The organism is Streptomyces sp. NBC_01012 (genome assembly GCF_045162755.1).
In the GTDB taxonomy this organism is placed as follows: domain Bacteria; phylum Actinomycetota; class Actinomycetes; order Streptomycetales; family Streptomycetaceae; genus Streptomyces.
Map to the genome: position 1 here is coordinate 450,765 of NZ_CP108688.1, position 25,068 is coordinate 475,832.

At 69.7% G+C, this 25,068-nt stretch carries 21 protein-coding genes; 11 read left to right on the forward strand and 10 right to left on the reverse strand.

Features of this window, described 5'->3' with window-relative positions:
• Positions 1-32: 32 nt before the first annotated feature.
• From OG623_RS01940 to OG623_RS01965, 6 genes are read right to left on the reverse strand one after another with little or no spacing between them, the layout of a single operon-like run.
• Positions 33-1,718 carry a bifunctional 3-(3-hydroxy-phenyl)propionate/3-hydroxycinnamic acid hydroxylase gene (locus tag OG623_RS01940; protein WP_406143666.1) on the reverse strand — a complete coding sequence of 562 codons (1,686 nt, stop codon included), beginning with the start codon at positions 1,716-1,718 and terminating at the stop codon, positions 33-35.
• Complete coding sequence (locus OG623_RS01945) at positions 1,643-2,698, reverse strand: zinc-binding alcohol dehydrogenase family protein (protein WP_406143668.1); 1,056 nt, start codon at positions 2,696-2,698, stop codon at positions 1,643-1,645. The genes OG623_RS01940 and OG623_RS01945 overlap by 76 nt, the downstream gene beginning before the upstream one ends.
• Positions 2,699-2,726: 28 nt before the next feature.
• A complete protein-coding gene (locus OG623_RS01950) occupies positions 2,727-4,007 on the reverse strand; it encodes an acyl-CoA dehydrogenase family protein (protein WP_406143670.1) in 1,281 nt (426 codons plus the stop codon).
• A gap of 45 nt (positions 4,008-4,052) precedes the next feature.
• On the reverse strand, positions 4,053-4,655 hold the full coding sequence (locus OG623_RS01955) for a flavin reductase family protein (RefSeq protein WP_406143672.1): 603 nt from the start codon (positions 4,653-4,655) through the stop codon (positions 4,053-4,055).
• 27 nt (positions 4,656-4,682) lie between these two features.
• Positions 4,683-5,867, reverse strand: coding sequence for a CaiB/BaiF CoA transferase family protein (locus tag OG623_RS01960; protein ID WP_406143674.1), 1,185 nt, complete (start codon positions 5,865-5,867; stop codon positions 4,683-4,685).
• The gene (locus OG623_RS01965) at positions 5,864-6,241 is read right to left on the reverse strand and encodes a cupin domain-containing protein (protein ID WP_406143676.1); all 378 of its coding nucleotides are present in this window, start codon (positions 6,239-6,241) and stop codon (positions 5,864-5,866) included. Before OG623_RS01965 ends, OG623_RS01960 begins: the two co-directional genes overlap by 4 nt.
• Before the next feature lie 627 nt (positions 6,242-6,868).
• Here OG623_RS01965 and OG623_RS01970 point away from each other — a divergent pair.
• From OG623_RS01970 to OG623_RS01995, 6 genes are all read left to right on the forward strand, one after another.
• Positions 6,869-7,390 (forward strand): nuclear transport factor 2 family protein, encoded by a 522-nt coding sequence (locus OG623_RS01970; RefSeq protein ID WP_406143677.1) that lies wholly within the window; start codon positions 6,869-6,871, stop codon positions 7,388-7,390.
• Positions 7,391-7,541: 151 nt separating this feature from the next.
• Positions 7,542-8,750, forward strand: coding sequence for an acyl-CoA dehydrogenase family protein (locus OG623_RS01975; RefSeq protein WP_406143679.1), 1,209 nt, complete (start codon positions 7,542-7,544; stop codon positions 8,748-8,750).
• A 166-nt stretch (positions 8,751-8,916) separates the two neighbouring features.
• Positions 8,917-11,289 carry a SpoIIE family protein phosphatase gene (locus OG623_RS01980; protein WP_406143681.1) on the forward strand — a complete coding sequence of 791 codons (2,373 nt, stop codon included), beginning with the start codon at positions 8,917-8,919 and terminating at the stop codon, positions 11,287-11,289.
• A gap of 106 nt (positions 11,290-11,395) precedes the next feature.
• Positions 11,396-11,764: a hypothetical protein gene (locus OG623_RS01985; protein ID WP_406143683.1), complete on the forward strand. Its 369-nt coding sequence runs from the start codon at positions 11,396-11,398 to the stop codon at positions 11,762-11,764.
• Positions 11,761-13,380 carry a sodium:solute symporter family transporter gene (locus OG623_RS01990; RefSeq protein ID WP_406143685.1) on the forward strand — a complete coding sequence of 540 codons (1,620 nt, stop codon included), beginning with the start codon at positions 11,761-11,763 and terminating at the stop codon, positions 13,378-13,380. The genes OG623_RS01985 and OG623_RS01990 overlap by 4 nt, the downstream gene beginning before the upstream one ends.
• Before the next feature lie 189 nt (positions 13,381-13,569).
• Positions 13,570-14,622 (forward strand): hypothetical protein, encoded by a 1,053-nt coding sequence (locus tag OG623_RS01995; protein ID WP_406143687.1) that lies wholly within the window; start codon positions 13,570-13,572, stop codon positions 14,620-14,622.
• A 112-nt stretch (positions 14,623-14,734) separates the two neighbouring features.
• Here OG623_RS01995 and OG623_RS02000 read toward each other — a convergent pair whose 3' ends face one another.
• A complete protein-coding gene (locus OG623_RS02000; protein WP_406143689.1) occupies positions 14,735-15,601 on the reverse strand; it encodes a TetR/AcrR family transcriptional regulator in 867 nt (288 codons plus the stop codon).
• A gap of 37 nt (positions 15,602-15,638) precedes the next feature.
• Positions 15,639-16,040: a hypothetical protein gene (locus tag OG623_RS02005; protein ID WP_406143691.1), complete on the reverse strand. Its 402-nt coding sequence runs from the start codon at positions 16,038-16,040 to the stop codon at positions 15,639-15,641.
• Between the two features lie 218 nt (positions 16,041-16,258).
• Between OG623_RS02005 and OG623_RS02010 the strand changes: the two genes are divergently transcribed.
• Together OG623_RS02010 and OG623_RS02015 are read left to right on the forward strand one after the other, a co-directional pair.
• Positions 16,259-17,461: a PucR family transcriptional regulator gene (locus tag OG623_RS02010; RefSeq protein WP_406143693.1), complete on the forward strand. Its 1,203-nt coding sequence runs from the start codon at positions 16,259-16,261 to the stop codon at positions 17,459-17,461.
• 922 nt (positions 17,462-18,383) lie between these two features.
• A complete protein-coding gene (locus OG623_RS02015; protein WP_406143695.1) occupies positions 18,384-21,026 on the forward strand; it encodes a glycoside hydrolase family 97 catalytic domain-containing protein in 2,643 nt (880 codons plus the stop codon).
• Between the two features lie 79 nt (positions 21,027-21,105).
• Here OG623_RS02015 and OG623_RS02020 read toward each other — a convergent pair whose 3' ends face one another.
• On the reverse strand, positions 21,106-22,761 hold the full coding sequence (locus tag OG623_RS02020) for a glycoside hydrolase family 27 protein (RefSeq protein ID WP_406143697.1): 1,656 nt from the start codon (positions 22,759-22,761) through the stop codon (positions 21,106-21,108).
• Between OG623_RS02020 and OG623_RS02025 the strand changes: the two genes are divergently transcribed.
• Together OG623_RS02025 and OG623_RS02030 are read left to right on the forward strand one after the other, a co-directional pair.
• Entirely contained in the window at positions 22,751-23,014 is a 264-nt protein-coding gene (locus OG623_RS02025; RefSeq protein ID WP_406143699.1) for a hypothetical protein, read from the forward strand. The genes OG623_RS02020 and OG623_RS02025 overlap by 11 nt on opposite strands.
• Positions 23,011-23,286, forward strand: coding sequence for a MarR family winged helix-turn-helix transcriptional regulator (locus OG623_RS02030; protein ID WP_406151637.1), 276 nt, complete (start codon positions 23,011-23,013; stop codon positions 23,284-23,286). Before OG623_RS02025 ends, OG623_RS02030 begins: the two co-directional genes overlap by 4 nt.
• On the opposite strand, the gene OG623_RS02035 is transcribed toward OG623_RS02030, so the two are convergent.
• Entirely contained in the window at positions 23,171-24,007 is an 837-nt protein-coding gene (locus OG623_RS02035; RefSeq protein WP_406143701.1) for an IclR family transcriptional regulator, read from the reverse strand. The two genes, OG623_RS02030 and OG623_RS02035, sit on opposite strands and share 116 nt — an antisense overlap.
• Before the next feature lie 73 nt (positions 24,008-24,080).
• On the opposite strand from OG623_RS02035, the gene OG623_RS02040 reads away from it, so the two are divergent.
• Positions 24,081-25,043, forward strand: coding sequence for an amidohydrolase family protein (locus OG623_RS02040; RefSeq protein ID WP_406143703.1), 963 nt, complete (start codon positions 24,081-24,083; stop codon positions 25,041-25,043).
• The last annotated feature ends 25 nt before the right edge of the window (positions 25,044-25,068 follow it).

A 25,068-nucleotide genomic window follows, 5' to 3' on the forward strand; every position in this document is an offset into this window, starting at 1 on the left:
GCGGGTCGGGCGATCCGCGGGCCCCTCGTCGATCAGTCTTCTTGCGCCGCCGGCTGAAGCTTCCGGCGCAGCTGTGACACGAAGTGGGGGATGTCCGCGTGCTCACCGGCCGCGAACACGTAGAAGTCCGGACGGGCGAGGAACGCCTCGCATCCGTGCTCGGTGAACCAGCGCTCGTAGTCGCCGCGGCTGTCCTGGGCGGGGCCCTCACCCGACAGGTCGGCGACCGCGCCACCCAGTTCCTCGAACCAGGTCAGGTCGTCGTCGCTCAGAAGTGCGGCTGGGTCTCCCGTGCGGCTGATCAGCTGCCAGCCGCCGCCGACGATGTCGTCGAACAGTCCCAGCCTGTCGTCGAGACGGACCTGGCCCTGCGGTGCGAGCCGTCCGTCGGCCCCGTCGCTCGGGACCGTCAGCGAGGGTTCGCCAAGCCGGGGGTGCGGGGGCTCCTGCGCGGCGGCGTCGGGTTCGCGCAGCCGCTTCTTCATCTCCACGTCACGGGCGGCTGCCCGGACCAGGTCGAGTTCGCAGATGACACGGCCGGCGGCCACCGCCTCGTCGATGATCTCCCGGACGTGACCTGCGCGTTCAGGTCCGTAGGTGTCGAGCACATCCGGTGTCCCCGACCCCTGGTGCACCATGGCGAGCCGCCAGGTGAGTGCCCGGGCGTCCCGCAGTCCCGAGCACAGTCCCTGGCCGAGGAACGGGGGCATGAGGTGGGCGGCGTCACCCGCGAGGAACACGTTCCCCTCGCGCCAACTGTGCGCCCATCGCCCGCGGAACGTGTAGACGGCGTGCCGCTCCAGTTCGGCGTTCTCCGGTGTCACGCCCCAGGGGGCCATGAGGTGCCACGCCGTGCTGTCCATGCCGAGTTCCTCGACGGTCATGTCCGCGCGGCGCATGAACTCGAACCGTCGTCGTCCCGGGCCGCTGTTGACCGCGGTGGCCGGCTGTTCCGGGTCGCAGTACTGCATGACGAAGGCGCTCCAGTCCTCCTCCTCGAGCGGCCGGTAGTCCACCACCAGCCAGTCGGCCTGGAACCCTGAATCACCGACGTCGATGCCGAGCCGGGAGCGCACGGCGCTGTTGGCTCCGTCGGCGCCGATGAGCCACCGCGAGCGGAGCTCGGCGGTCTGATCCGGGTGTTCGGTGCGAGCCACCAGGCTGGAGACACCCTCCTGGTCCTGGGTGAAGCTCTGCAGGGTCCAGCCGCGGTGGACCTCCACGCCCGGTGTCGCGACCGCGAGGCCTTCGAGGGCTGCCTCGAGGTCGGGCTGGTAGAAGCCGTTGGTGTTGGCCCAGCCCGACTCGGCGGGCCTGTTCCAGTCGATGGCCTGCAGGAGTTCGCCCTCGCCGTTGCGGAACTCGTATCCGCCCCGTTCGCCCTGGGAGGGCTCGAACAGTTCTGCGTGCGTGTCCATGAGCCCAGCGGCCTGGAGTATGCGCAGGGACTCGTGGTCGATGGTGCAGGCCCGAGGCAGCGGATACCGGTCGGGCCACCGCTCGACCACGTCCACCCGCAGACCGGCCTGGCCGAGGAAGATCGCCGTCAGCAGGCCGACGGGGCCACCGCCGACGACCACGCAGTCGACCTCGGGCCTGAGGGCGGCGGAGGTGTTCGGCTCTGGTTGCTGGGGGCTGTCGGTCACGTCGTGTGCTCCGGTTGTTTCGGGGTGGTGGTACGTGCCCGGCCGGCGTCGTCCTGGGGAAGGACGACGCACTTGGCATGCGGTGAGACCGCCTGTGCCTGCCAGGCCGACGGCAGTTCCTCGAGCGGGAAGGTCCGGACCGGGACCCGCAGTTCGCCTTCGGCGAGGGCGGTCCACAGCCACGTCAATGCGGCGTGCTTGTCCCGCAAGGGGGTGTGCAGGCCGGCGAAGCCGGACAGGGTGAGCTGCTTTCCGCGGAGCAGCCCGGCCGGGACCTGCGCCGTCGTACCCGCGGGGTTGCCGATGTTGACCACCCGTGCCCGCGGTGCGCACACCCGCAGCGCCGCTTCCAGCGGTATCCCGTACAGGCCGTCGAGGACGACGTCCACCGGTCCCGCCGCGTCGAGGAGCCGCGCCGCGAGTTCCTCGCCGCCCTCATCGGCGCGCAGAGCGACGGCCGTGTCCGCCCCGAGGGCCGCCAGGCTCTCCAGTGCCACCCGGTCGCGGGCGACCGCGATGACGCGGCCGGCGCCGCTGCGGTGCGCCACCTGGATGGCGAGCCGGCCGACCGCTCCGGTGGCTCCCAGGACGAGAACCGTCTCGCCGGGGCGCAGGCCGGCGTCCTCGACCAGTGGCATGTAGGCCGCCGTACCGGAGTTGCCCACGGCTGCGGCGAGCACCGGGTCGAGGCCGGCAGGCAGCGGCAGCAGGTCCTCGTCCTTGATGAGTGCCTGGGTGGCGAAGGTGCCGGGGGTGGCCGGCGCTGCGTGGCACTCGCCGTAGACCCAGGAACCGGGCGGGTGGCGGTCGGAGTCGAGCACCACGCCCACGCATTCGCTGCCGGGGACGTACGGGGATTCATGGCGTGCCGAATGGAACGTCCCGGACGCGATGACCAGGTCCAGCGGGTTCAGCGGCGCCGCGACCACGGCCACCCGTGTGGTGTCGGCCGTCCGCTGCGGCAGGACGACGCTGCCCAGTCGCGGTTCACTGCCAGGGGCATCGACGATCGCCGCCGGGGTCCTGGTTTCCTGCGGGTGTGTGCTGGCCACCGTTCAACCTCGTTTCTCGGCCCTTGTCTCAGCGCGCCTGGTCGTTCTTCTTGAGCGGGGCGGGAGCGAAGCGGTCCAGTGTGGTGATGCCGTCGAACTTGTGCGGCTGGGTTCCGGCCATGAGCCGTCCGTAGTTCTCGGAGAGCGCTTCGAGGTTGAGGGCACCGTGCAGGGTGATGACACGGGCGTCGCGCCATGCCCGCTGGATGGGTTCGCTCTCCATGATCGCGGTGGAGCCGGAGTTCCTCTGGAGCAACTCGATCGCCTCGGCACACCATTTGGCGGCGTAGGCCGTCTCGACGAGCACCCGGGCACTGAAATTCTGCAGATACTCCGGATCCGCCGGAGTACCCGCCGCGGCGAGCTCACCGAGCCGGTCCGACTCGTCGGCGTTTGCCTGGGTCATCAGGGTCGCCGACTGGATCCTGGAGTGGACCTCGGCCAGCATCAGGTGCGTGAGCGGCGCTTCCAGCTGGTTCTTGTACGTGGTGCCCCGGAGCGGCCGGCCTGCGGAGCGCTCCAGGAAGCGGTCGAGGGCGCCCTGCGCGAGACCGATGGACATGCCCGCCATCAGGCTGAACGACCAGCCGAGCGATGGTGCCTTCCAGATGGATCCCTTGAGGCCGCTCTCCAGCTTCTGGCCGGTGACATCGCGGAAGTCGACGCCGCGGTGGTCCGGCACGAAGAGTGCGTCGCGCACGAGTGTGCTGGACACACTGCCCGTGCCACGCATGCCGGCGACGTGCCAGTCATCGAGGAACCTGAGTTCGTCGCGCGGCACCTGAACGCCCACCAGGTACGGGCCTTCACCGTCGTCGGCGATACAGCCGAGGTTGGTGAAGGGCGCCCAGAGCGAGTCACTTCCGAAGGTCCAGGGGCCACCGGAGATGGTCCAGCCGCCCTCCACCCGCCGCGCACGTCCCCGGGAAGCCGGGAAGTGGCTCGACGCGGCCACACGCGGACCGACCCATTCGGGGCCGTAGACCTCTTCGACGACACGGGCGCCCGACCCGGCGGGGATCCAGTTCGTCGAGGCTCCCACCCACACGGTCCAGGCGGCGGAGCCGTCCCATTTGGCGACCTCCGAGACCACGTCCAGCTGCTGCCGGACGGAGAGCTCGTCGCCGCCGAACTCGGCGGGGCTGCCGATGTTGAAGGCGCCCGTGGCATCCAGGTCGGCGATGGTCTCGTCCGAGAGCCGGCCTGCGCGCTCCGCCTCCAGCGCGCGCTCCCGCAGCGTGGGCCCGAGGGCGCGCACCTTCCCCAGGATCTCGGCGAGCCTCTCGGACGGATGAAGGGTTCCAGTCATCGGAATATCTCCTGTTGCGTTCATGCGGATCGAGGGGACGGCTGGTCAGATGCTGGCCAGGCGCCGGAACCTGCTTCCGTGGAAGACGAGCGGGGAAGTGTCCTGGGCGACGCTGAGTCCGTCGATGCGGAGCAGCACGATGTCGTGGTCCCCGCACGTGACCTCCTCACTGACCGCGCAGTCGAGCCACAGCGTGGCGTCCTCCACGAAGACGCTGCCGTCCTCGGAGGCGAACCAGTCCACTCCGGCGAAACGGTCACCCGTTCTGCTCGCCAGCCGTGCGCACACCTCGTCCTGGCCCTCGGCCAGCACGCTCAGTCCCAGTCGGGGCCGTTCCCGCAGCTTCGGCCATGTCGTCGAGGTGTGCTGTATGCATACCGACACCAGAGGGGGCTGCATCGATACGGAGGTGAAGGAACTCGCCGCTATGCCCACCGGCTCGCCGTCGACCCGGGCGCAGAGGGCGGTCACTCCGGATGGAAAACATCCGAACGCCCGCCGCAGCTGATCCGTGGCCGTCACTGGCTCGATGTCTCTCACTGCAACCTCCAATTTTCGGTCTGCTCCCGGCTCGTCCCGGCCGGGGCAGACGTACGTGCTCAGGTGTTGTCCGACGTGGCACGGCGCCGGGTCGGGCGTGTTCTTCACTGCGGACAGGGACTGCGGCGGCCAGGGCTACGGCGTACTGTCCAGCCAGTCGCGGATGGCGTCGCCGTCCGCGTCGAGGACGGGCGGGGGGCGATGGTCGACCCGGGTCGTCTCGGTCTCCGCGCCGGTGGTGTCCACGGCGAAGGTGCGGAGCGCCGAGCCGGGCAGGGTGATCTTCCCCAGGCTCTGGTGCTCGACATCGACGAGAAGCCGCTGCGAGCGGGTCTGCTCCCACGCGTAGACGTCGTCGAGCGTCCGAACCCGGCCGGCGGGGATACCGGCTGCGGCGAGCCGCTCCAGGAGCTCCCCGCGCTCGTAATCGGCGAACACGCCTTCGAGCAGCTCGGTGAGGCTGTCCCGATGTGCGACCCGGCCGGCGTTCGTCGCATAGAGGGCGTCGTCCGCTTCGATGGCGAACGCCGCGCAGAGCCGACCCCACATGGCGTCGTTGCCGCAGGCGATCTGCACACTGCCGTCCGCGCAGCGGAACAGTCCGTAAGGGGCGATGGCGGGGTGGTGGTTGCCCTGTGCGGAACCGACCTCACCGGCCACGGTCCAGCGGGTCCCCTGGAACGCGTGCGCCCCGACGACGGAGGCGAGAAGCGATGTGCGGACGATCTGCCCCCGACCGGTGCGGTCCCGTTCGCGCAGTGCCGCCAGCACGCCGAACGCACCGTTCATCCCGGCCAGCAGATCGGCGATGGGCACACCGACCCGCTGAGGGTGCGCCGCGTCCGCCCCGGTCAGGGACATCAGCCCGGCCTCGCCCTGAGCGATCTGGTCATACCCGGCGCGGCCGGCCTCAGGACCGTCGTGCCCGAAGCCGCTGATGGACAGCACCACCAGGTGCGGGTTGAGCTCCATCAGCCGTGCCGCCCCGAAGCCGAGCCGCTGCAGTGCGCCCGGCTTGTAGTTCTCCAGCAGGACGTCCGCCCGCCGGATGAGCCGGGCCAGCGACTCCGCGCCCTCCTCGCTCTTGAGGTCGAGCGCGATCGACTCCTTGTTGCGGTTGCAGGACAGGAAGTACGTCGCCACCGAGGTGCCGTCGTCGGCGGGGACGAACGGCGGCCCCCAGGACCGGGTGTCGTCCCCGGTGGGACTCTCCACCTTGATGACGCGGGCGCCCAGGTCCGCGAACATCATCGCGGCCTGTGGTCCCGCGAGTGCGCGGGTGAGGTCGACGACCAGCAGACCGTCCAGGGAACCGGTCATGACCGGGCCTCCGATGCGCCCGTCGCCCGGCCGGCCTGGTTCGGCCGGATCACCAGCATGCTCGCGGGCAGGTTCGTGGGGTTCTCGACGCCGCGCAGGGTCCCCTCCGTGAGCCTCGCCGAGTCGAGAGTGTTCAGCGTATGCGCGCTCCCGTCCTCGTCTGTGAGGACCAGGGTGCCGGACAGCACGACGTACAGCGTCTCGGCCGGGACGGGTGACAGGTCGGCCCGGCCGCCGGGCAGATAGTGCGACAGGGCCACCGTCACCGCGCCCTCGTAGCGCTCGCCTCCGAAGAGATGAACCGGTCCGACGCCGTCGTGGCCGACGGGCTGGAAGCGTTCGGCCTGTGTGAGCTCGGCGATTTCTATGGGCATGATCGTGGCACTCGATTCTTGCTGGGCGACGACTGGACGCTCGCGGCGGCCGATGCCGGTGTCGGGACGCGGACACGCTGCCGAGCGGAGCGTCGGAGCGGGCGTCGGAGGGCAGGAAGGCGGTCGCTGTCGCGGTCCTTCACGGTGCTGCCATCGCTGGGCCGTCATGGTCGGCGGAAGCGGTAGCGGCGATGGCCACCGTAAGAGGACACCCAGAAAGTGTCAACATTTTGACCCGATGGCTTGGTCTATTTTCTGACAAGACCCCAGCAGGACACCGGCGGGCCTTGGAAGCCGCAACTGAGTTGACCGTGCACTTCCCCTGTTGATCGAGCCATGAATGAACTCAACATGGCGCAAAGTGTTGACACCATTGCCATGGCTCCCAATGATGGTGCCCACGTCGGCCCCGTCCCGTCGGCTTCAGGCCGCCGTCAGGAGGGACGGGAGCCGACCTCGACGCCGGGCCGATGAGCGGCGCCCCAAGGCGTCGCGCTTCCGGGCCGCAGACCTGACTTACCCGGCGCCGCGGGCGAGCCGCTGACGGCGTGACGACGCGATCGACGATGGCGTCCACCGTTGGCAGGATCCTGCCCTTTTGGGACGACAAGGACGAGGAGTGCCATCATGATTGAACACGACAAAGCCGCCATCATCGAGGTTCTGAATCTCTACGGCTTCGCGCTGGACGCGCACCAATGGGACCTGTTCGACCGTGTCTTCACGGACGATGTGACGGCAGAATTCGGACCGGCCGGCTCCGCATGGCTGGGCCTTGCCAACTTCAAGCGCTCCTTCGCCGAGTTCCACGAGTCCCTGGACAGCCATCAGCACACGATGATGGGCCACCTGGTACATGTCGACGGCGACAAGGCCCACGCGTTCAGCTACGGAAACTGGCTTCTGGTGCGCGACGCCGCCGAGGGCGGCCCCACATGGCAGGGAACCGGCTGGTACGACGACGAACTCGTCCGGACCGATCAGGGGTGGCGTATCCGGCACCGGGTGTGCCGGCTGATGTCCTGGTCGGGTAACCCCTCGGTGCCCGAGCCGAACGCCGAGCACCACCCCGACATGAAGACGAATGTACTGCGCGAGCACTGCGAGGCGGGCAGGGTGGCGTTCCTGCAGGCGATCGCGAAGAGCTGAGCGCCGCACCGCGTATCCACTCCACGACGCGCATTGCCGTGCGTAGGTCGTGCCCGGCAGCCGGTCGCGCGGACGAGGCACTCGCGCGCACGACCAGCTGCCGGGTTCCGGCGGCCGCGCACACGAAAGCCAGCAGAGGGCGATGAAAGCCATGACGACGAACATCAGGACGCGTGCCGACCGGCCCCGGGCGCAGGAGGTCATCGGCCGCCTCCGGGAGTTGCGGCCCTGGTTGCGCGAGCAGCAGCCGGTCGCCGAGCAGCAGCGCCGCATTCCGCAGGAGAGCATCGGGCGCCTCGACGCGGCCGGCGTCTTCGGCCTGACCACGCCGAAGCGGTACGGCGGCGCGGACTACACGACGCGGGAACTGCATGACATCTATCGGGAGCTCGGGTCGGGATGCGGGGCGTCGGCCTGGGTGGTGTGGGCGGCCGCGGGGGGAAATCTGTGGAGTTTCTCCTTCCCCGAGGACGTCGTCGCGCCGGTGTACGAGTCGCCCTGGGTGGGGAACCGCACCTTCGCGGTGGGAGGCACGAGCCGGCGCATGTCCGGGACCGCCCGCAAGGTCGACGGGGGCTGGATGATCAAGGGTGCGTGGCCCTTCGCCACGGGCAGCGTCTACGCCTCCCACGGCTATCTCTCGGTCTTCTACGACGAGGCCGACGACGCCAAGGTCGGCATGGCCCTCGTGGCCAAGGAATCGCTGGTCGCCGGACACGACTGGGACCCGATGGGGATGGCCGCCACCGGCAGCCAGACCGTCTCGACGAACGGTGAGCTCTTCGTCCCCAACGAGCGCTTCAGCACTCCTGAGCGGCTCGCCGTACGGGTGGCCGAGCTCACCGAGCAGGGCCTGGGACCCCGGCGCGGCGGCCTCGCCAGGTCGCTCGTGACGGGTACGGGGGCCGCCCTCGGTATGGCCGACCACGCCATGGAGCTGTTTCTCGGCACGGTGGGCAAGCGCAGCATTCCCTACTCGCCCTACACCCGCCAGGTCGACGCCCCCCTCACTCATCTCACCGTCGGCCGTGCCCATTCCCTGATGCGGGCGGCGGGCCTGGTGGCCGACGCGGCGGTGGCCGAGCTCGACCGGTGCGAGCTCGACGGCCGCGACCCCTCCGAGCGTGAGGTGGTCCAGTTCCACACCGACGTCGCGTACGTCTGGGATGCGTGCAGCTCGGCGGTCGAGACGCTCTTCCGCGCATCCGGGGCATCGGCGATCGTCAAGCGGATGCCGCTGCAGCTGATCGCACGCAACTGCCGCGCGGGCAGCCTGCACGCGGCACACGGCATCGACACCTGGCTGGAGAACATCGGACGCGCGCTGTGCGGGGTCGAGTCCGCACCACGCCACCGATGAGCTCCGCGGATCTCCACCTGGACTGACACTCGGTTATTGCGTACATTAATAGGCATATCGGATATCATCCGGTCCTCGCGCCCTCCGCTGGCTGTACGCAACCAGCACAGACCATATGAATCCGCATACTTGGGATGGATAGGGCGTCGATGTTTGTGAGGCCGACATGGATTCCTGCACCGGGCACGACGATGACGGCTACGGCGCCCTGACGAACGTCGTGGCCGCTCTCATCGACGACCGTGGCACCGTCAGGCAATGGTCACGCGGTGCGTCGGAATTGCTGGGCAGGTCCGCCGATGAGGTGTGCGGCCTGCCGGTGTCAGGACTGTTCACCGACGCGGGTACGGATGGTGCTCCCCCGACGTGGCCCTCACCCGACGGGACCGCGTCCCTCCGTGACTCCCACGGCCGCGCCGTGGGAGTCCGATACCGGCTCCTGCCCCTTGAGGGCACCTCGCACCGGCTGCTGCTGGCCGTTCCCGCGGACCGGGCCGAGGAGTCGGAGCAGGGCGCCGTGCTGATGCGCGCCCTGCGCGCCCAGAGGCAGGTCGGGGTCATCCTGCGGGACACCGATCTCGCCGTCGTACGGTCCGATTTCGCTTCGCCCGGCCTGACGCCGCCCCCGTTGGGGAGCACCCTGGCGGACGTGATGGAAGCGCCGCAGGCCGCGGCCATCGAGAAGGCGCTGCGTCGTGTGCTGGAGACAGGGGTGCCGTTGGTCGACCACCCCCTCCGAGGCCGCTCCCGGTCCGATCCCGTCCGTGACTACTCGTTCTCCGTGACGGCACTGCGCACCCAGGACCTCCAGGGCCGCACCACAGGCGTCATGGTGCTGCTCACGGATGCCACGGAGCAGTGGCTCGCCGCCCGCCGACTGGAGATGCGGCACCAGGCGGCGGCCCGTATCGGCCGCTCCCTGGACGTACGCCGCACGGCCCAGGACATCGCCGAGGTGCTCGTACCGGACTTCTCGGACCTGGTGTCGGTCGACCTCGCCAACACCGTCCTGGCGGGCGACGAACCCCCCAGGACGTTCGGCGGCGGTGACCTCCATCTCCGCAGGATGGCGGTACGCCCGGCTCGCGACTGGCCCGAGGAACTGCTGCAGCTCGGGGACAGCTTTCCGCAGCTGCCGGATCAGCCCGCGATCCGCAGCCTCCAGGAGGGGCACACGATCCTCCTCGACCGGAAGACGATCGAACGGGCCATCAGCGAAGACCTCCTGGGCGGGCTGGTCATCCCGGAGAACTGCCGCTCCTTGGCCCTGGCACCGCTGTTCGCCCGCGGTCTGGTGCTCGGACTCATCAGCGCCTGGCGCACCCATGACGACAACCACTTCGATCAGCAGGACGCCGCTCTGTTGTCGGAGGTCGCCGCCCACACGGCCCTCAGCATCGACAACGCGCGCCGCTACACCCGTGAGCGCCGTGCCGCCGTCACCTTGCAGCGGCGTCTGCTGCCGGCGGGCACCACGCTCACCCCGGCGGTGGAGGCGGTGGGACGGTATGTGCCGGCCGCCGGCGGGGCGGAGATCGGAGGTGACTGGTTCGATGTGATCCCGCTCCCCTCTCTGCGGGTCGCCATGGTCGTCGGTGATGTGATCGGGCACGGGCTGCACGCGGCGGCCACCATGGGACGGCTGCGTACCGCCGTGCAGACGCTGGCCGACCTCGAACTGCCTCCGGACGAACTGCTCGGCAGGCTGGACGAGTTGGTCGGGCGCCTCGCCGCCGAGGCCGATCCCGCCGAACGCGACGCCGTGGGCGCCACATGCCTGGTGGCGCTCTACGACCCGGTCACGCAACTGTGCACGGTGGCCAGCGCCGGACATCCCCCGCCCATCCTGGCCGGACCGGAGGGCACAGCTCAGCTCCTGCCCGTCCGGCCGGGCCCGCCGCTGGGCGTCGGTGGCCTGCCGTTCGAGACGACCACCGCGCACCTCGCACCGGGCAGCTGGCTGGCCCTCTACAGCGACGGGCTGCTCGGCCGGCCCGCCGACGGTGTCGACGCCGCCGTGGGCCGACTCACCGACCGGGTGGCCGACCTGCATCGTGAGCGGTGCCCTCTGCAGATGGCCGGCCAGATGCTGACGGCCGAGCGCGCGGACCATCCCGCGGACGACGACATGGCCCTGCTGCTCGCGCTGGCCCGCCCCCTGGGGCGTGACGCCATCGCCGAGTGGGAGTTTCCGGCCGATCCCGCCACGGTCTCCGACGCCAGGGCGGCTGTCGCGGACAAGGTCGGCGCATGGGGACTCGCGGATCTCGGCTTCGCCGTCGAGTTGATCGTGAGCGAGCTGATCACCAACGCCGTCCGGTACGCGGGCGGTCCGATCGGACTTCGGCTCATCCACGACGACGTGCTGGTCTGCGAGGTCAGCGACCCCAGCAACACCCAGCCCAGACTGCGCCGGGCTTCCAGCAGTGACGAGGGCGGGCGCGGGTTGTTTCTCGTCGCTCAGCTGAGTGAGCGCTGGGGCAGCAGGTACAGGCAGTCGGGCAAGACCATCTGGGCCGAGCTCGCGTTGCCCAACTGACCACGCCGGGGCCCGACTTCGGCACCGGCTCGCTCCTTCTCTGCCACCGCCCCGGCTGGGCCACGCGGGCGGCAGGCTTCATCTGTGGGCCCGATCAGGAGACATCATGGAGTCACCCCGGCACTCGTACGTCGAGCCGAGGAGCGGCAGCGCGCAGCACCTCTTGCCACCGGACGGGGACGAGCACGGCCTCACCACCCTGCGCTCGGCCGTTGCCTCATCACGTAATCGCTTTCTCGTCGTCAACGCCGTCGCCTGGGCGGCGATCGTCGGTGTCCCGACGCTCGCCGGGATACCCCTGGGCACCGCCGTCGTCGGCCGACTCACCGTCGGCATGCTGCTGTTCGCCGTACTGGGGTGCCTGCTGCTCGGGACCGCGGTCCGTTTCGACCGGAGCCGCGGAGAGACGTACCGGGCATGGAACGGCGGCGGAGACGCGGCATCTCGCTCCGTGCGGGGAGGGGGCAGAGGATGACGGACGGATCCGGTCATGTTCTGGCCGCGCAGTCGTTCGGGGCCATACCCCTGGTGGCGTTTCTCGTGGTCGTCTGCTTCGTGGTGCTCATGTACCTGATGTACGGAGCAGACTCCGACGGCCCGGCCGACGTGTACGTGACCCGGGAGTCCGTCAGGCCGGTGAGCAACGCGCTCGCCCTGGCCGGGGATCACATCTCGGTCGTCACCCTGATGACCACCACGGGCACGGTGACACTCGCCGGTTACGACGGTATGGCCCTGGCGATCAGCACCGTGGGCTCCTTGGGTGTCCTCCTGTTGCTGTCCCAACCTCTGCACAACGTAGGCCGGTTCACCCTCGGGGACACCCTGGGCGCGCGTTTCCCCGGCAAGGCCGCGCGCAGCGCCGGCACCGTGGCGACGCTGTGCTTCTGTCTGCCGCTGACCGTGGTCCAGCTGGTGATCGCGGGTACCGCCGTGTCCTTCCTGATGGGGCCCTCCGAGACCGGCCCGGCGGCGCAGGTCTGCACCGCCCTCATCGGAGTGATCATGATCTGCGCGGCCTCCCTCAGCGGGATGCGCGGCAACAGTGTCCTCCAGACGGTCAAAACGGTCGTTCTGCTCGTCGCCATGGCGGTGCTCGCGGTCCTGGTGATGGACGCGTTCGGCTGGAACGTGAACAAGCTGCTCGACACCGCCGCGCACAACAGCCCCGACCCTTCGCACTACTACGACCCGAGCGCCGCCCGGGGCAACGGGTCCACCGGCGCCCTGTCCCGGTTCTCCATGCTGATCACGACGGTCCTCGGCGCAGCCGTGGGACCCCATCTGCTGATGCGTCTCAACGCCGCCGACCGGGGTGAGTCCGCGCGCCGCACGGTCACCTACGCCATGGGGCCCGTCGCCGTCTTCTGCGGACTGGCGGTACTTCTGGGCTTCGGCGCGACGGCGGTCGTCGGGTCCGACACCATCCGCGCCGCCGATCCGGAGGGTCTCGCTGCTCTTCCGCTTCTCGCCCTGCAACTGGCCGCCGACGGCAGCGCCGGCGGCATGATCATCGCCCTCACCGTGTCCATGTTCTTCCTGACCAGTCTCACGGTCGTGGCGGCGCTGACCCTTTCGTCGGCGGCCTCGCTGGCGCACGACGTATACGCCGGCGGAGTCGGGCGCGACCGGAGAGCGATCAGCGAGATGCGCGCCCTGCGCTGGTCTGCGGTGGCCGTCGGCACACTGGCTGTGCTGCTCGCGGTCGCGCTGCAGGGACAGGAGGTCACCTTCCTCGCGCAGTTCGCCCTCACAACCGCGGCGGCCGCCATCCTGCCCACGCTCGTGTTCGAGCTCTTCTGGTCGGGCTACACGCGGGCGGGCATGCTCTGGAGCATCTACGCAGGGCTCGGCGCCAGTCTGTTGCTGCAGGCGTTCGGCCCCGCCGTGTCGGGCTCTCCCGACTCCGTCCTGCCCGGAGTCGACTTCGCCTGGTTCCCCCTGGAGGCCACCGGTCTCGTGTCCGTACCGGTCGGCTTCCTCGCGGGGTGGGTCGCGAGCCGGATGACGGCGCGGCGGCCGGCGGACCGGGCGGCGTACGAGGAGATGGAAAGGCGAGCCTTGACAGGAAGGGTGGGGGGACTCCACTGATGTGACCGTGACACGCGACTTGATGTACCCTTGAATCATATTCCACCTCGGGGTGTCCGAGCACGGTGTCCGAGCGCCCGGAGGGACATGTGCGAGAGCTGCGCCGACGCCGCCTCGCCACCGGCCCTGCCCCCTCGTTCCCCGCGTCGCCCCGTCCTCGTACGGGCACGACCGGCAGAAAGAGTCACGATGTCCAAGCACGCCCTGCTCCCCGGCACGGGACGCAAGCTGCTGCTGGTCGTTCTCGGCCTGGCGGCCCTGATCACGACGATGCTGTTCGCCTTCGCGCTGCCCTCGCTCAACAGCGGTCCGCACCACGTACCCATAGGCGTCACCGGGTCCGAGCAGTCCGCCCAGGCCCTGCGGGACAACGCACCTGCCGACGCATGGGACGTCCGCACCTACGAGACACCCGCCGCCGTCCGGTCCGCCGTCGAGGACCTGGACGTCGCGGGCGGTCTCGCGATCACCGATGACGGCGTCGACGTCTACACCGCCACCGCCGGTGCCCCGTCCGCGACCGGCGCTCTCACCGCACTCGCGGAGGGCTTCGCCGAGCAGCGGGGCACCCAGGCGTCCGTCGAGGATCTGGTGCCGTTCACCGAGGACGACCCCCGTGGCGGCGGGCTGACGGCCGCGCTCATGCCCATGATCTTCGGAGGGATCTTCCCCGCCCTGATTCTGAGCAGCTTCTTCCCCGGACACCGTGGACTGCGGACCCGCCTCCTGGGAGCTCTGCTGTTCTCCGTGGCGGCGGGCGCGGCCGTGGCCGCCGTCCTCCAGTTCGCCGCCCACTCGGTCGACGGCACCTACGGGGTCACCGCACTCGGTGTCATCCTCGGCATGGCCGCGATGTCCACCACCATCCTGGGGCTGCAGGCACGCTTCGGGATGGCCGGCTTCGCACTGGGCGGCGCCCTCATGATGCTGCTGGGCAACCCGCTCTCGGGCCTGGCCACCGGGCCCCACTGGCTCCCCGACGGCTGGGCCGTCCTCGGGCAGCTGCTTCCCCCTGGCGCCGCCGGCAGCCTCCTGCGTTCCAACGCCTTCTTCGACAGCGCCGGTGCGGCCCTCCCCGCCCTGGTCCTGACGCTCTGGGTCGTCCTCGGCGCCACGCTCGCGCTCGCCGCCGATCGGCGCGGAAGGCGTTCCGCCCTCCCCCGCCCGGAGTCGGCCACGCCCGCCACGGACACGTCACAGGCGGCGGACCCGCACCTGGTGCAGGCCGACGCACGGCCTTGATGCACCTCCTCGCTCTCAGCGCAGGTGGCGGAGCCGGGCTTCGAGCGTGGATGCGCAGGCCCGGAGTGTGTCGTTGAGTTCGCTTCCGCCTTCTGACTCCGGCCTGCTGACGCTACGTCAGGTCGCTGGGTGCGGTCCCCCGCTCGTCCGTGGCCCCGTCCGCGTCCGGGGGCGGGGCCACGGCTCGCAGGAAGGCCTGGGTGAAGGTCTCGACGGCCTCTTCCCTGGTCGGCATCTCTGCCGCGATGACGTGACTGGTGACCGGGCGCACCAGGAAGTGCAGGAAGATCGGGCCGGTCATCAGCTGCGTGAGCAGCAGTGGCGGCAGATCACGGACACGTCCCGCGGCGGCCTCACCGGCGAGCCACGCTCCGAGACCGGCCAGCAGACGGGGAGTCAGGCTCTGGAAGGCGAGCCGAAGGTTCTCGTCACCGGGGCGGGCGAAGACCTCCGCGAGCAGGGCGGGCAGAACACGCGGCTCGCGTTCCAGCGCGTCGATCATCAGCCGGTGCAGGCTGCGCACCGTGTCCTCCAGGCTGCCGCGCGGCCCGGCCAGGAACGCCTCGACGTCGACCATGGGGGTGTAGCGGTCGAAGACGGCACGCAGCAGTTCGTCACGCCCACCGAAGGTCGCGTAGAGGCTGGGCACGGAGCATCCGGCTGCCGCCGCCACGCGTTCGAAGGTCACCGAGCCCAGTCCGTGCGCGCTGATCTGGGCGCCCGTGGCCTCGATGGCGCGTTCCCTCACCGGCTTCCGTCCGCCCGGTTCGATGCCGGCCGCGCGCAGTGCCTCGTCCAGGGAGTTCCGGGTGCCCCCCAGCCGACGGACCAACGTGCTGCGGGAGATTCCGGCTTCCAGGGCGACGTCCCGCAGGGTCACTTCGGCCACGGGGACGCTCAGCTTCTCCGCCGCGCGCAGGGTGGCCTGGACGATCTCCTGGGGGACTCCGGTATCCGCCGGGCGTTTGGTACTTGACATGTGTGTCAATCTACTATTGATGCGTGGTGCGGGCTACCTAGCGGTGGTTCACCGCTCCAGGGATCCGGTCCGTCCCGAGCGAGGGATCGACGAGGACCCTGGCATGGTGGTCGGGGTCGACCAGGGTGGTGAACGCGCCCGCGACGCCCTCCAGTCCCACCCGGCCGGTGACGAGACCACCGGACGGGCAGGACAGGTCGTACCGATCGCGTCCAGGGCGCGCCAGACCGTCCCACAGCACCGGGACCCGGGCCAGGCCTTCGACGGCGTCGATCTCCGCGTTGTACTCGTCGGGCATGGTGGCCGTGAAGCCGCGCCCGTCGCAGGCGCCGCCCCAGGGCGATTCGACGGCGGGGTCGACCACCACGGCGGCGCCGCACCTCTCGGCGGCGCCGCACTCGGGCTCGCGAACGCGCAGCACGAGTTCGCCGATGCCCACCCCCGACCCGCGAGGCGAAGAAACCCCCAGAAGCTGGTCAGCAGTCCGAGCACGTGACACTCCGACGTTGAAGAGTGCTCGATATGGCGGCAGGAACAAAGGGACCGCGAGCTCCGCCACAGTGTGGCCCCGTCATGCCCCGCCGGCTACGGAAATCGCATTGGCATCGTCTCGACAATTTTGTTCTCCGGCACAACACCCATGGATAGGCTGCCGCCATGGATCAGGAGACCCCCACCGCTTGGCCTGCGCGTCGGCGGATGCCGGACCTCGCCACCCTCGACGACCCGACGCGCTCCGCGGTGGTCGCCGCCGTCGCACGTCTGCGCACCCTGCACGATGTCTTCGCCGACCGGGTACTGACGCTGATCCGCCGGCATGTCCCGGGCTACGCGGCACTGCCCGACGAGGAGATCCGGGCCACCGCGCGGCGGTTCATGGACATCCTCGTGTCGGAGCTCTCGTCCATGCGTGTGCCTGACGCCGCCCTGCGCGAGATGCTCGGCGCCTTCGCGCTCGAACGCGCCGCCAAGGGCTTCTCCCTCGACGCGCTCGCCGTCGGCTACCAGCTGGGGTCCCGGGAGATGCTCACCCTGCTGGACGAGGTCGCCGCGGACGTCGGTCTGCCCCATGACCTGCTGCTCGCGGTGCACGACAGCACCTGGGAGTTCTCCAACGAGGCCTGCGCGGTGTTCGCCCGGGTCCAGCACGATCTCGCCCTGGAACGCGCCCACTTCGACGCGGAGCGCCGCTCGGCCTTCGCGGCGGGCGTGCTCAGCGGGACGCTCCCGGCCGAGCGTGTCCAGCGCGACGCCCATCTCTTCGGGCTCGCTCCTCAGGCACACCATGTGGCTCTCGCGGCGCGGGCCACGTCCCCGGAGGACACCGACGCGGTCCGTCGCGCCGTCGCCTCGGCCGTGCACGTGCCCGCCGACCGGCTTCTGCTCGCCCAGGTCGGGGCGGTCCTCGGCTTCATCGCGCCGAAGGCACCCGACGGCGTCGTGGAACACTTGGTGGCGGTCGGACCTCAGGTACCGCTCGATGAGCTGCACACCTCGTTCGAGGAGGCAGTGCTCGCGCTGGAGACGGCACGCAGGTTCGCCATGTCGGGTGTCGTGCGTCTGTCGGACCTCGGGCCACGGCCGCTCGTCCTGTCCGACACACGCGTGGCCGAAGGCCTGTCGGCGCGGCACCTGGGGACGCTCGACGCGGCGGGGCATGCGAGCGGTGAGATCGAGGAGACCGCACGCGCCTATCTCGAATGCGACCAGGACGTGCGGGCGGTCGCCCAGCGGCTCGCCGTGCACCCGAACACCGTCAGGTACCGGGTGAACCGGTTCCAGCGACTCACCGGCCTCGATCTGCGTCGTACCGAGGACATGGTGACCTCATGGTGGCTGCTGAACCGCCGACGCCGTTGAGGGAGTGCTCGAGGGGTGTCCCGGCCTGCCCGGGACACCCCTCTCACCACCAAGACAAAACCTAAATCCGGATATACGCACGGACCGTCACACCATCGACAACCTGCACATCCTCTTGGTTCTTCTCAGTACGACACACCCGCGCGGCGACGCTCCTGGTCCGACTCCTACTTCGCCGGGAGCTGCGGCGGACGAGACCACCTCTACCCCCGGCGTAAGCGTCGAAGCGCAGGCCAGCACAGGCCCAGATCAAGGTCGTCCCCACATGCCGCGAGCAGACCCCCGGCGGCCACCGTGAGACCGCCGGCACCCATACCTCTGAGAAGACTCCTCCCCGACATGATTCCTCCATGGAATTGATGAGTGGGCGGGAAGTGACAGCGGTCGGGAAGAGCGGACAGGCAGATATCGCCTGCACATTTCCAGCAGTTCCAACAAAACTCACCACGTTGCAACGCAATCGATCGCAGGCATAGTTCTACGCCCGTCCCATGAGCGTGGTCAACGTTCCCACCCACAAACCACCTTGGAAGCTCACACAGTCGGAAAATGGTCACACGAACCACTGCCGACCGAACACCAGTGACACCCAAGGCCCGCACCACTGCGCTTAGTTGACCAACGCCCCAGGTCAGCCAGGCACATCGGTCCACCATCGGTGCGGACACCGCACACCTACACCCGGAGGGAGAAAGGGCTTTCCACCCCTACGCCGCCGCCGTGACTCCGCCGCGCAGTCAGCGGGACCATGCGACAGGGAGCCAGGAACGCGACCGCGAGGGCCCTTCGAAGCCGACGGAGGGTGCCGAACGGTACGCGCCAAACTTGCCTTTTCTGTTCATTCTTGTGCGAACCATTGACGCCCAATCAAACACAACCCCACACTGTGGCGCACTACCCCCCATCGAAGGAATGGTGACGCATGCTCGGAGGGAAACTCAGAGCCGTCCCCCTGTTCACATCCGCGTTGATGGTCGCCCTGGCCGCCGTCGCACTCCCCACGGTTCCCACCCACGCGGCCGCGGATGCGGCCACCACCTGGACCGTCGAAGGCCCGAAGGCCGATTCGCCGGTCTCCGCAGAGGTCGGCCTCGACGAGGGCGCGTTAACGTTCGCCGTGTCCCGTCAGGGGGAGGACGTGCTGAGCCCGGCCCCCATCGGCATCGTGACCAGTGACGCCGACCTGACCAAGGATCTGGACTTCACCGGGCGTCAGGACCGGACGGTCACCGAGTCGTACACGATGACCACGGGAAAGAAGCGCGCGCAGGAAACCGACTACACCGAGACGACCCTGTCCTACACCGGCGCCGAGGGCGCCCGGCTGGACGTCGTGGTGCGGGTGTCGGACACCGGGGCCGCCTATCGCTACACCCTGCCCGGCTCGGGGAGCGTCACCGTCGAGCGGGAGGCGTCCTCCTGGGCGGTGCCCGCATCGTCGAACGCCTGGCTGGTTCCCGGCCACAGTGAGGACCAGGGGCAGTGGATCCGCACGACGGCCGGCGAGGCTCCGGTGAACGACGACGCCTACGCCGTACCGGCGCTCTTCCAGGTCGGATCGAACTACGCGCTGCTGGCCGAGACCGACCTCGACGGCCGTTACGCGGGCAGCCGCCTGACCCATGAGGCCGGCTCGGGGACCTACACCACGGCCCTCACCGACCCGGCCCCCACCGCCGACCTGCCCCTGTCCACCCCCTGGCGCACCGCCGCCGTCGGCGACCTGGCGACCGTCACGACCTCCACGCTCGTCGACGATCTCGCCCCGCCGTCCAAGGTGAGCGACACCTCCTGGATCGAGCCGGGGGCCTCCGCCTGGTCCTGGCTGACGGAGCACTCCAGCCCCTCCGACCCCGACCGGCAGCGCGACTACATCGACTTCGCCCAGCATCACGGCTGGGACTACGTCCTGGTGGACGAGGGGTGGGAGTCGAGCTGGATGCCCGAACTCGTGGAGTACGCCCGGAATCGTGGCGTCAAGGTGATCGCCTGGTTCAACTCCTCCGAGCTGCAGACGGAGGCGCAGCGCGACAGATGGCTGCCCCTCGTGAAGAGCTGGGGCGTCGCCGGTCTCAAGATCGACTTCAGTTACGAGTACACCCAGCCGACCTTGCAGTGGTACGACACCGTGCTCGCGCAGACCGCCGAGCTCGAACTGCTGGTGAACTTCCACGGCTCCGCCACCCCACGCGGCATGCAGCGCACCTGGCCGCACGTCATGACGGGCGAAGCGGTCTACGGTGCGGAACAGCAGAACAACCGCGCCGCGCGCAACACGATGCTCCCCTTCACCCGCAACGTCATCTCCAGCATGGACTTCACCCCCGTCGTGTTCAGCATGAGTAACCGGGACACCACCGACGCCCATGAGCTGGCGACGGCCGTCGTGTTCGAGTCCGGCTGGCAGCATTACGCGGACAACCCTGAGAGCTACCAGTCACGGCCCGAGGCCCTGCGCATACTCGACCAGCTCCCGACCGCCTGGGACGAGACCCGGCTCCTGGGCGGCGCGCCCGGCGAGGAGGCGTACCTGGCCCGCCGGGCGGGCGGCAGCTGGTACGTCGGTGGCATATCGGCCCTGGCCGCGAAGACGTTCGAGTCGCCGCTGGACTTCCTCGGCGACGGCCGGTGGCTCCTGGAGACCGTGCGTGATGGCTCGGGCCCCCTGGTCCGGGAGACACATGTGGTGTCCGCCGACGACACCCTCTCCGTGCCGATGCAGCGCAACGGCGGCTTCGCATCCGTGCTGTGCCCGTACACCGAGGGGCTGACGACGTGCGGCTCGTCCGACTACGACGGCGTGCTCAAGGGCCACGAATCCGGTCTGTGCGTCGGCGTACCCGACGGCACGCAGACCGACGGGACGGATGTCGCCCTCGCGGACTGCGACGGGCGCGGCAACCAGCTCTGGACCGCGACTCCGGATCAGCAGCTCACGGTGTTCGACGGCAAGTGCCTGGACGTCGACGGCGAGAGCTCGGCCGACGGGACGGCGGTGCAAATCTGGGGCTGCAACGACGGCGGTGCACAGCAATGGAGCGTGAACGATGACGGATCCGTGGTCAATTCCTCGTCCGGCAAGTGTCTGGAGGCCCAGGACCACGGCACGGAGGCCGGTACGGCGCTGGTGATCGCCGGCTGCGACGGCGGAGCCCAGCAGGGCTGGGCACGCGACGCGGTGGCCGGCCCCGCCAAGGGGCAGGGGTCCGACCGCTGCCTGGACGTACCGGACGGCAAGACGGACAACGGAACCCGGCCGGTGCTCTGGGACTGCAACGGCGGTGCCAACCAGACCTGGACCTCCACCGCTTCCAACCAGCTCAGGGTCTTCCCCACCGAGTGCCTCGACGTGAAGGACGAGGCGACCGCCGACGGCAGCGAAGTGATCATCACGGACTGCACCGGCTCATCGACTCAGGGGTGGCGCGTCCTGTCCAGCGGCTCGATCGTCAACGTCGCGTCCGGCAAGTGCCTCGACGCGTACGACGGCGGGACGGCCAACGGCACTCCGACGGTCATCTGGCCGTGCAACGGCGCCGCCAACCAGAAGTGGAGCCGCGGCTGATCCCTGTCCCTCCGTGCGCATGACGGTGCCCCGGTCGCCGGTGAGAGCGGCCGGGGCACCGTCATGCGTCACAGCGGCTTCAGCGGCCGGCCCACGACCACTTCTGGGCGTCGGTGCCGTTGCAGGTCCAGAGCTGCAGCTCCGTGCCGTTCCCGGTCTTCCCGCCCTTCACGTCGAGGCACAGGCCTGACTTCTGGCCGACGATGGTGCCGTCACTCTTCACGGTCCACTTCTGCGCCGTACCACCGTGGCAGTTCCACTGCGAGACCTTCGTTCCCGGGGTGGTCCCGTTCTCGAAGATGTCCAGGCATTCCGTGGCGCCCATCGTGCGCAGCTCACCGGAGGAGGTCGGCGTGATCAGCTGGTTGAGACCGCCGTCGCACTCCCAGATCTGCGCCGTGGTGCCGGGGAGATAGACGCTGCCGTCGATGTCGAGGCACGTGCCGGACTGGGCGCTGACCAGCGTGCCGGTTCCGCCCGTCCCTGAGGTGGGGACCGCCGAGATGAGGGCGACACCGCCGGGGGCCACGCTGGTGGTGTAGGTGCTGACGGTGCCCAGCGGCTTGTCGTCGTTGATCATGTCGGTGGTCTTCGCCGAGCCGCTGATCCCGAGCTGATCGAGCGGGACGCTGAAGGTGTGGCTGGAGGAGGTGTCGGTGTTGAACACACCGATGTACCAGGTGCCGTCCTTCTCACGTTTGGCGAAGACCTGCTGGTCACCGTCCTTGATCACCCGGGCGGCCGGTATGCCGTCCTGGTCGATGTCGATGAGCCTCTTGTTGGCCAGCAGCTCCTTGTCCGCCGGGTCGAGGTCCGTCAGATCGGCGCCCAGCATGTACTGGGAGCTGGCCAGCGCCCACAGTGCCATGTTCGTCTGTCGCTGCGGCGGGGTGATGCCGTCGTTCTCACCGTTGCCGACTCCGAACGAGGCCAAGTCGTTCCATCCTCCCTTCCTGGCGTACGGCTGGTACTTGGCCGCGTCATCGAAGCGCTTGGAGACGTTCTCCCAGCTGGTGAGCGGGAAGCTGTAACCCCTCGGGCTGGCGCCGATGTCACCGTCGATACGCCAGGAGTTCGACAGTTCCGACCAGGTGGAGGAGGCGGACAGGCTGGCGGAGAGGTTCAGCGCGATCGGCCGGCCTGTCTTCTCCAACGCCACGGACCAGGCCCTGACGTCGTCCGTCTTCGAGGGGCCGACCCCGTCCAGCTTCAGATAGTCCACTCCCCAGTCGGCGAACTGCTGGGCCCAGGAGTCGATGAACTCCTGTGCGCCCGGCTTGCTGAAGTCGATGTTCCGCATGCCCTTGCAGTTGAAGTTGCTCGCACTGCCGGAGGTGGCGATCTGGTCGGCGGTGTACGACGTACCCTCGATCTTCGTCTTCTTCTCCACCGCCTGGGCGGAGATGCCCGGTGTCACATACAGGCCGTACTTGAGCCCCTTGCCGTGCACATAGTCGCCGAGTACCTCCATGCCGTCCTTGGATCCGCTGCCGGGGAACAGCGATTCGTCGGTCACCCAGCGGCCGTTGGAGTCCACGTCGGGGCCCTGACTGCCGGGGCACTTGTACCAGAAGTCGTCCATGTTGGCGTAGTTGTAGCCGAGGTCCTTCAGTCCGCTCGACACGAGGGCGTCGACCTGAGCCTTGAACTTGTCCGCCGTGGGGTCCCGTTGCAGGAAACCCCACCCGCTCCAGCCCATCAGGGGCGAGTCCACGGCCAGCCCGTTGTCCAGCATCGGTGTCGCGTCCGCGGTGTGCGCCGTGGTCTGCGCCGCGGCCTGCGCGGCGAAAGCGGGCCGCCGCCGCCAGGAAGGCGTCGTCCGCCCCCCGTTCCCCGATGGTGACCCTCACACCGTCCTGGTGTTCGCCGACCCGTTCCATCAGTTCGGTGCACCGGTCGAGGGAGGCGAGCGCGTTCTCGCGACCCTGCGCTCGGTGGGCAGCCCTACCAGCAGCGACCGAAGGAGCTGGCGGCACGTCTGCTGCTGACGACCGGCGGAATGAGCAACGTCCTGCGCAGGCTCGATTCACGCGGGCTCGTGTCCCGCGTGCCCGACCCCTCGGACGGTCGACGCCACAACGTCCAGCTGACACCCGCGGGCGTCATCACCGGCCAGGGCTCTGTCACTCCGGGCACGAGTCGCTTCACACGGCCGCGTCCGGCCCTCCCAGCGGGATCGCCCGGCGGCCGTCGGCCGAGAGCTGGCGGGAGACCGCCCGGGCCGTGGCCCGTACCGCCGGACCGTAGCCCGAGTCCGTGAATCCGGTGCTGGGTGCCACCACCGACAGGGCCGCCACCACCGCGCTTCCCTCCCGTACGGGGGCGGCCACCGTGCTGACCGGCCAGGGGCTCCGCTGCCGTACGAAGGCGTGGTCCCCGCGCCGCACCTCCGCGAGCATCCGGCGCAGGTCGGCGGGCGTCACGATGCCGTCGTCGCCGTGTCCGGGCTCGTAGGTGGCGATGGCGTCGTCCTGGACGCTCTGCGGTGCGAAGGCCAGCAGGACGAGACCGACGCCGGTCCCCGTCAGTGGGAGGCGGCCTCCCACGCGGTAGCGCACCGGGTTCGCGTCGAGCGCCGAGAGCCGCTCGACCAGGAGTGCCTCCCCCTTGTCCCGCACGGCCAAAAGCACATGCTGTCGCGTGACGTGGAAGAGGTCCTCCATGAACGGCATCGCGACGGACCGCAGTCCGTGGCCACGCGGTGCCAGCGAGGCGATCTCCAGCAGCCGTAGCCCCACGATGAACCTGCCGTCATCCAGACGCTCGAGCGCGCCTACGTCGATGAGCATGCGGGCGAGCCGCAGAGTACTGCTGCGCGGGGTGCCGCTGCGCTGCGCGAGGTCAGCGAGTGTCTGCGCACGGTGCGTGCTGTCGAAGGCGCTGAGCAGGTCGAACGCCCGGTTGATCACCGGCCTGCCCTTGGCCGGGCGGCCTCCGCGACGCGGCCGGGGTCCATCGTCCTCGTCCGGCGTTTCATTCATCGGAATCACTGATGCCACTCTACGACCGGGTTCCTACGGTGGCATGCGTACGGACAAGCGACACGGAGGCCTCATGCCATCGACGACCGGGCTCATCGACGTCCACGCCCACTTCGTCACCGACAGCTACGTGGCCGCCGCCCGGTCCGCGGGCATCGAGCGGCCCGACGGGATGCCCGGCTGGCCCGCGTGGACCGTGGAGGACCATCTCGGGCTGATGGACCGCGGAGGAATCGAGAAGGCCTGTCTGTCGGTGTCGTCGCCCGGCGTGCACTTCGGGGACGACACCGCGGCCCGCGCCCTGGCCCGGGAGGTTAACGAGTTCGGTGCCGGCGTACGCGACGAGCACCCCCGGCGGTTCGGGCACTTCGCGTCGCTTCCGCTGCCCGACGTCGAGGGCTCGATCGCCGAGGCGGCCCACGCACTGGACACCCTGGTCGCGGACGGTGTGGCGGTGGAGAGCAACCATCATGGGCTCTATCTCGGCGATGCGCGGCTCGAACCGCTGTGGGAGGAGCTCGACCGCCGCGGCGCTCTCGTCTTCGTCCACCCGACGTCGCCACCCCACGCGGACAGCGTCGCCCTCGGCCGGCCGCGCCCGATGCTCGAATTCATCTTCGACACCGCGCGCACGGTGAGCGACCTGCTCTTCCGTGGCGTCCTCTCCCGGCACCCTCACATCCGATGGGTCCTGACCCACGGTGGTGGAGCCCTTCCGCTGCTGGCCGACCGGATGGAATTGTTCCGGGGGCTCCTGGGCGACGGGCCCGAGGATGCGGCCTCGGTCGTGGAGCAGCTCGGGCGCCTCTGGTACGACATGGCCGGGACGCCGTTCCCGCGTCAGATCCCCGCGCTCGACGCGGCCTTCGGCACCGGACACCTGCTGTACGGCAGCGACCACTGCTGGACCCCGGCCGACGGGGTGCTGGCGCAGATCAGGTCCGTCGACGCCGCCGCGCAGCCGTCGGCCACCGAGACATGGCGAGACCTCACCAGCCGCAACGCCCGCGCCCTCTTCTCCGCTTCCACGCGGTGAGCTTCGGCGCGGTGAGCTTCGGCGC

Coding starts and splice junctions, on each gene's coding strand:
- OG623_RS01995 (WP_406143687.1), top strand. CDS start 13,570: ATGTCCAAGCACGCCCTGCTCCCCGGCACGGGACGCAAGCTGCTGCTG.
- OG623_RS02035 (WP_406143701.1), bottom strand. CDS start 24,007: ATGAATGAAACGCCGGACGAGGACGATGGACCCCGGCCGCGTCGCGGA.
- OG623_RS01980 (WP_406143681.1), top strand. CDS start 8,917: ATGGATTCCTGCACCGGGCACGACGATGACGGCTACGGCGCCCTGACG.
- OG623_RS02000 (WP_406143689.1), bottom strand. CDS start 15,601: ATGTCAAGTACCAAACGCCCGGCGGATACCGGAGTCCCCCAGGAGATC.
- OG623_RS02020 (WP_406143697.1), bottom strand. CDS start 22,761: ATGCTGGACAACGGGCTGGCCGTGGACTCGCCCCTGATGGGCTGGAGC.
- OG623_RS02015 (WP_406143695.1), top strand. CDS start 18,384: ATGCTCGGAGGGAAACTCAGAGCCGTCCCCCTGTTCACATCCGCGTTG.
- OG623_RS02040 (WP_406143703.1), top strand. CDS start 24,081: ATGCCATCGACGACCGGGCTCATCGACGTCCACGCCCACTTCGTCACC.
- OG623_RS01950 (WP_406143670.1), bottom strand. CDS start 4,007: ATGACTGGAACCCTTCATCCGTCCGAGAGGCTCGCCGAGATCCTGGGG.
- OG623_RS01970 (WP_406143677.1), top strand. CDS start 6,869: ATGATTGAACACGACAAAGCCGCCATCATCGAGGTTCTGAATCTCTAC.
- OG623_RS01960 (WP_406143674.1), bottom strand. CDS start 5,867: ATGACCGGTTCCCTGGACGGTCTGCTGGTCGTCGACCTCACCCGCGCA.
- OG623_RS01965 (WP_406143676.1), bottom strand. CDS start 6,241: ATGCCCATAGAAATCGCCGAGCTCACACAGGCCGAACGCTTCCAGCCC.
- OG623_RS01975 (WP_406143679.1), top strand. CDS start 7,542: ATGACGACGAACATCAGGACGCGTGCCGACCGGCCCCGGGCGCAGGAG.
- OG623_RS02010 (WP_406143693.1), top strand. CDS start 16,259: ATGGATCAGGAGACCCCCACCGCTTGGCCTGCGCGTCGGCGGATGCCG.
- OG623_RS01990 (WP_406143685.1), top strand. CDS start 11,761: ATGACGGACGGATCCGGTCATGTTCTGGCCGCGCAGTCGTTCGGGGCC.
- OG623_RS01985 (WP_406143683.1), top strand. CDS start 11,396: ATGGAGTCACCCCGGCACTCGTACGTCGAGCCGAGGAGCGGCAGCGCG.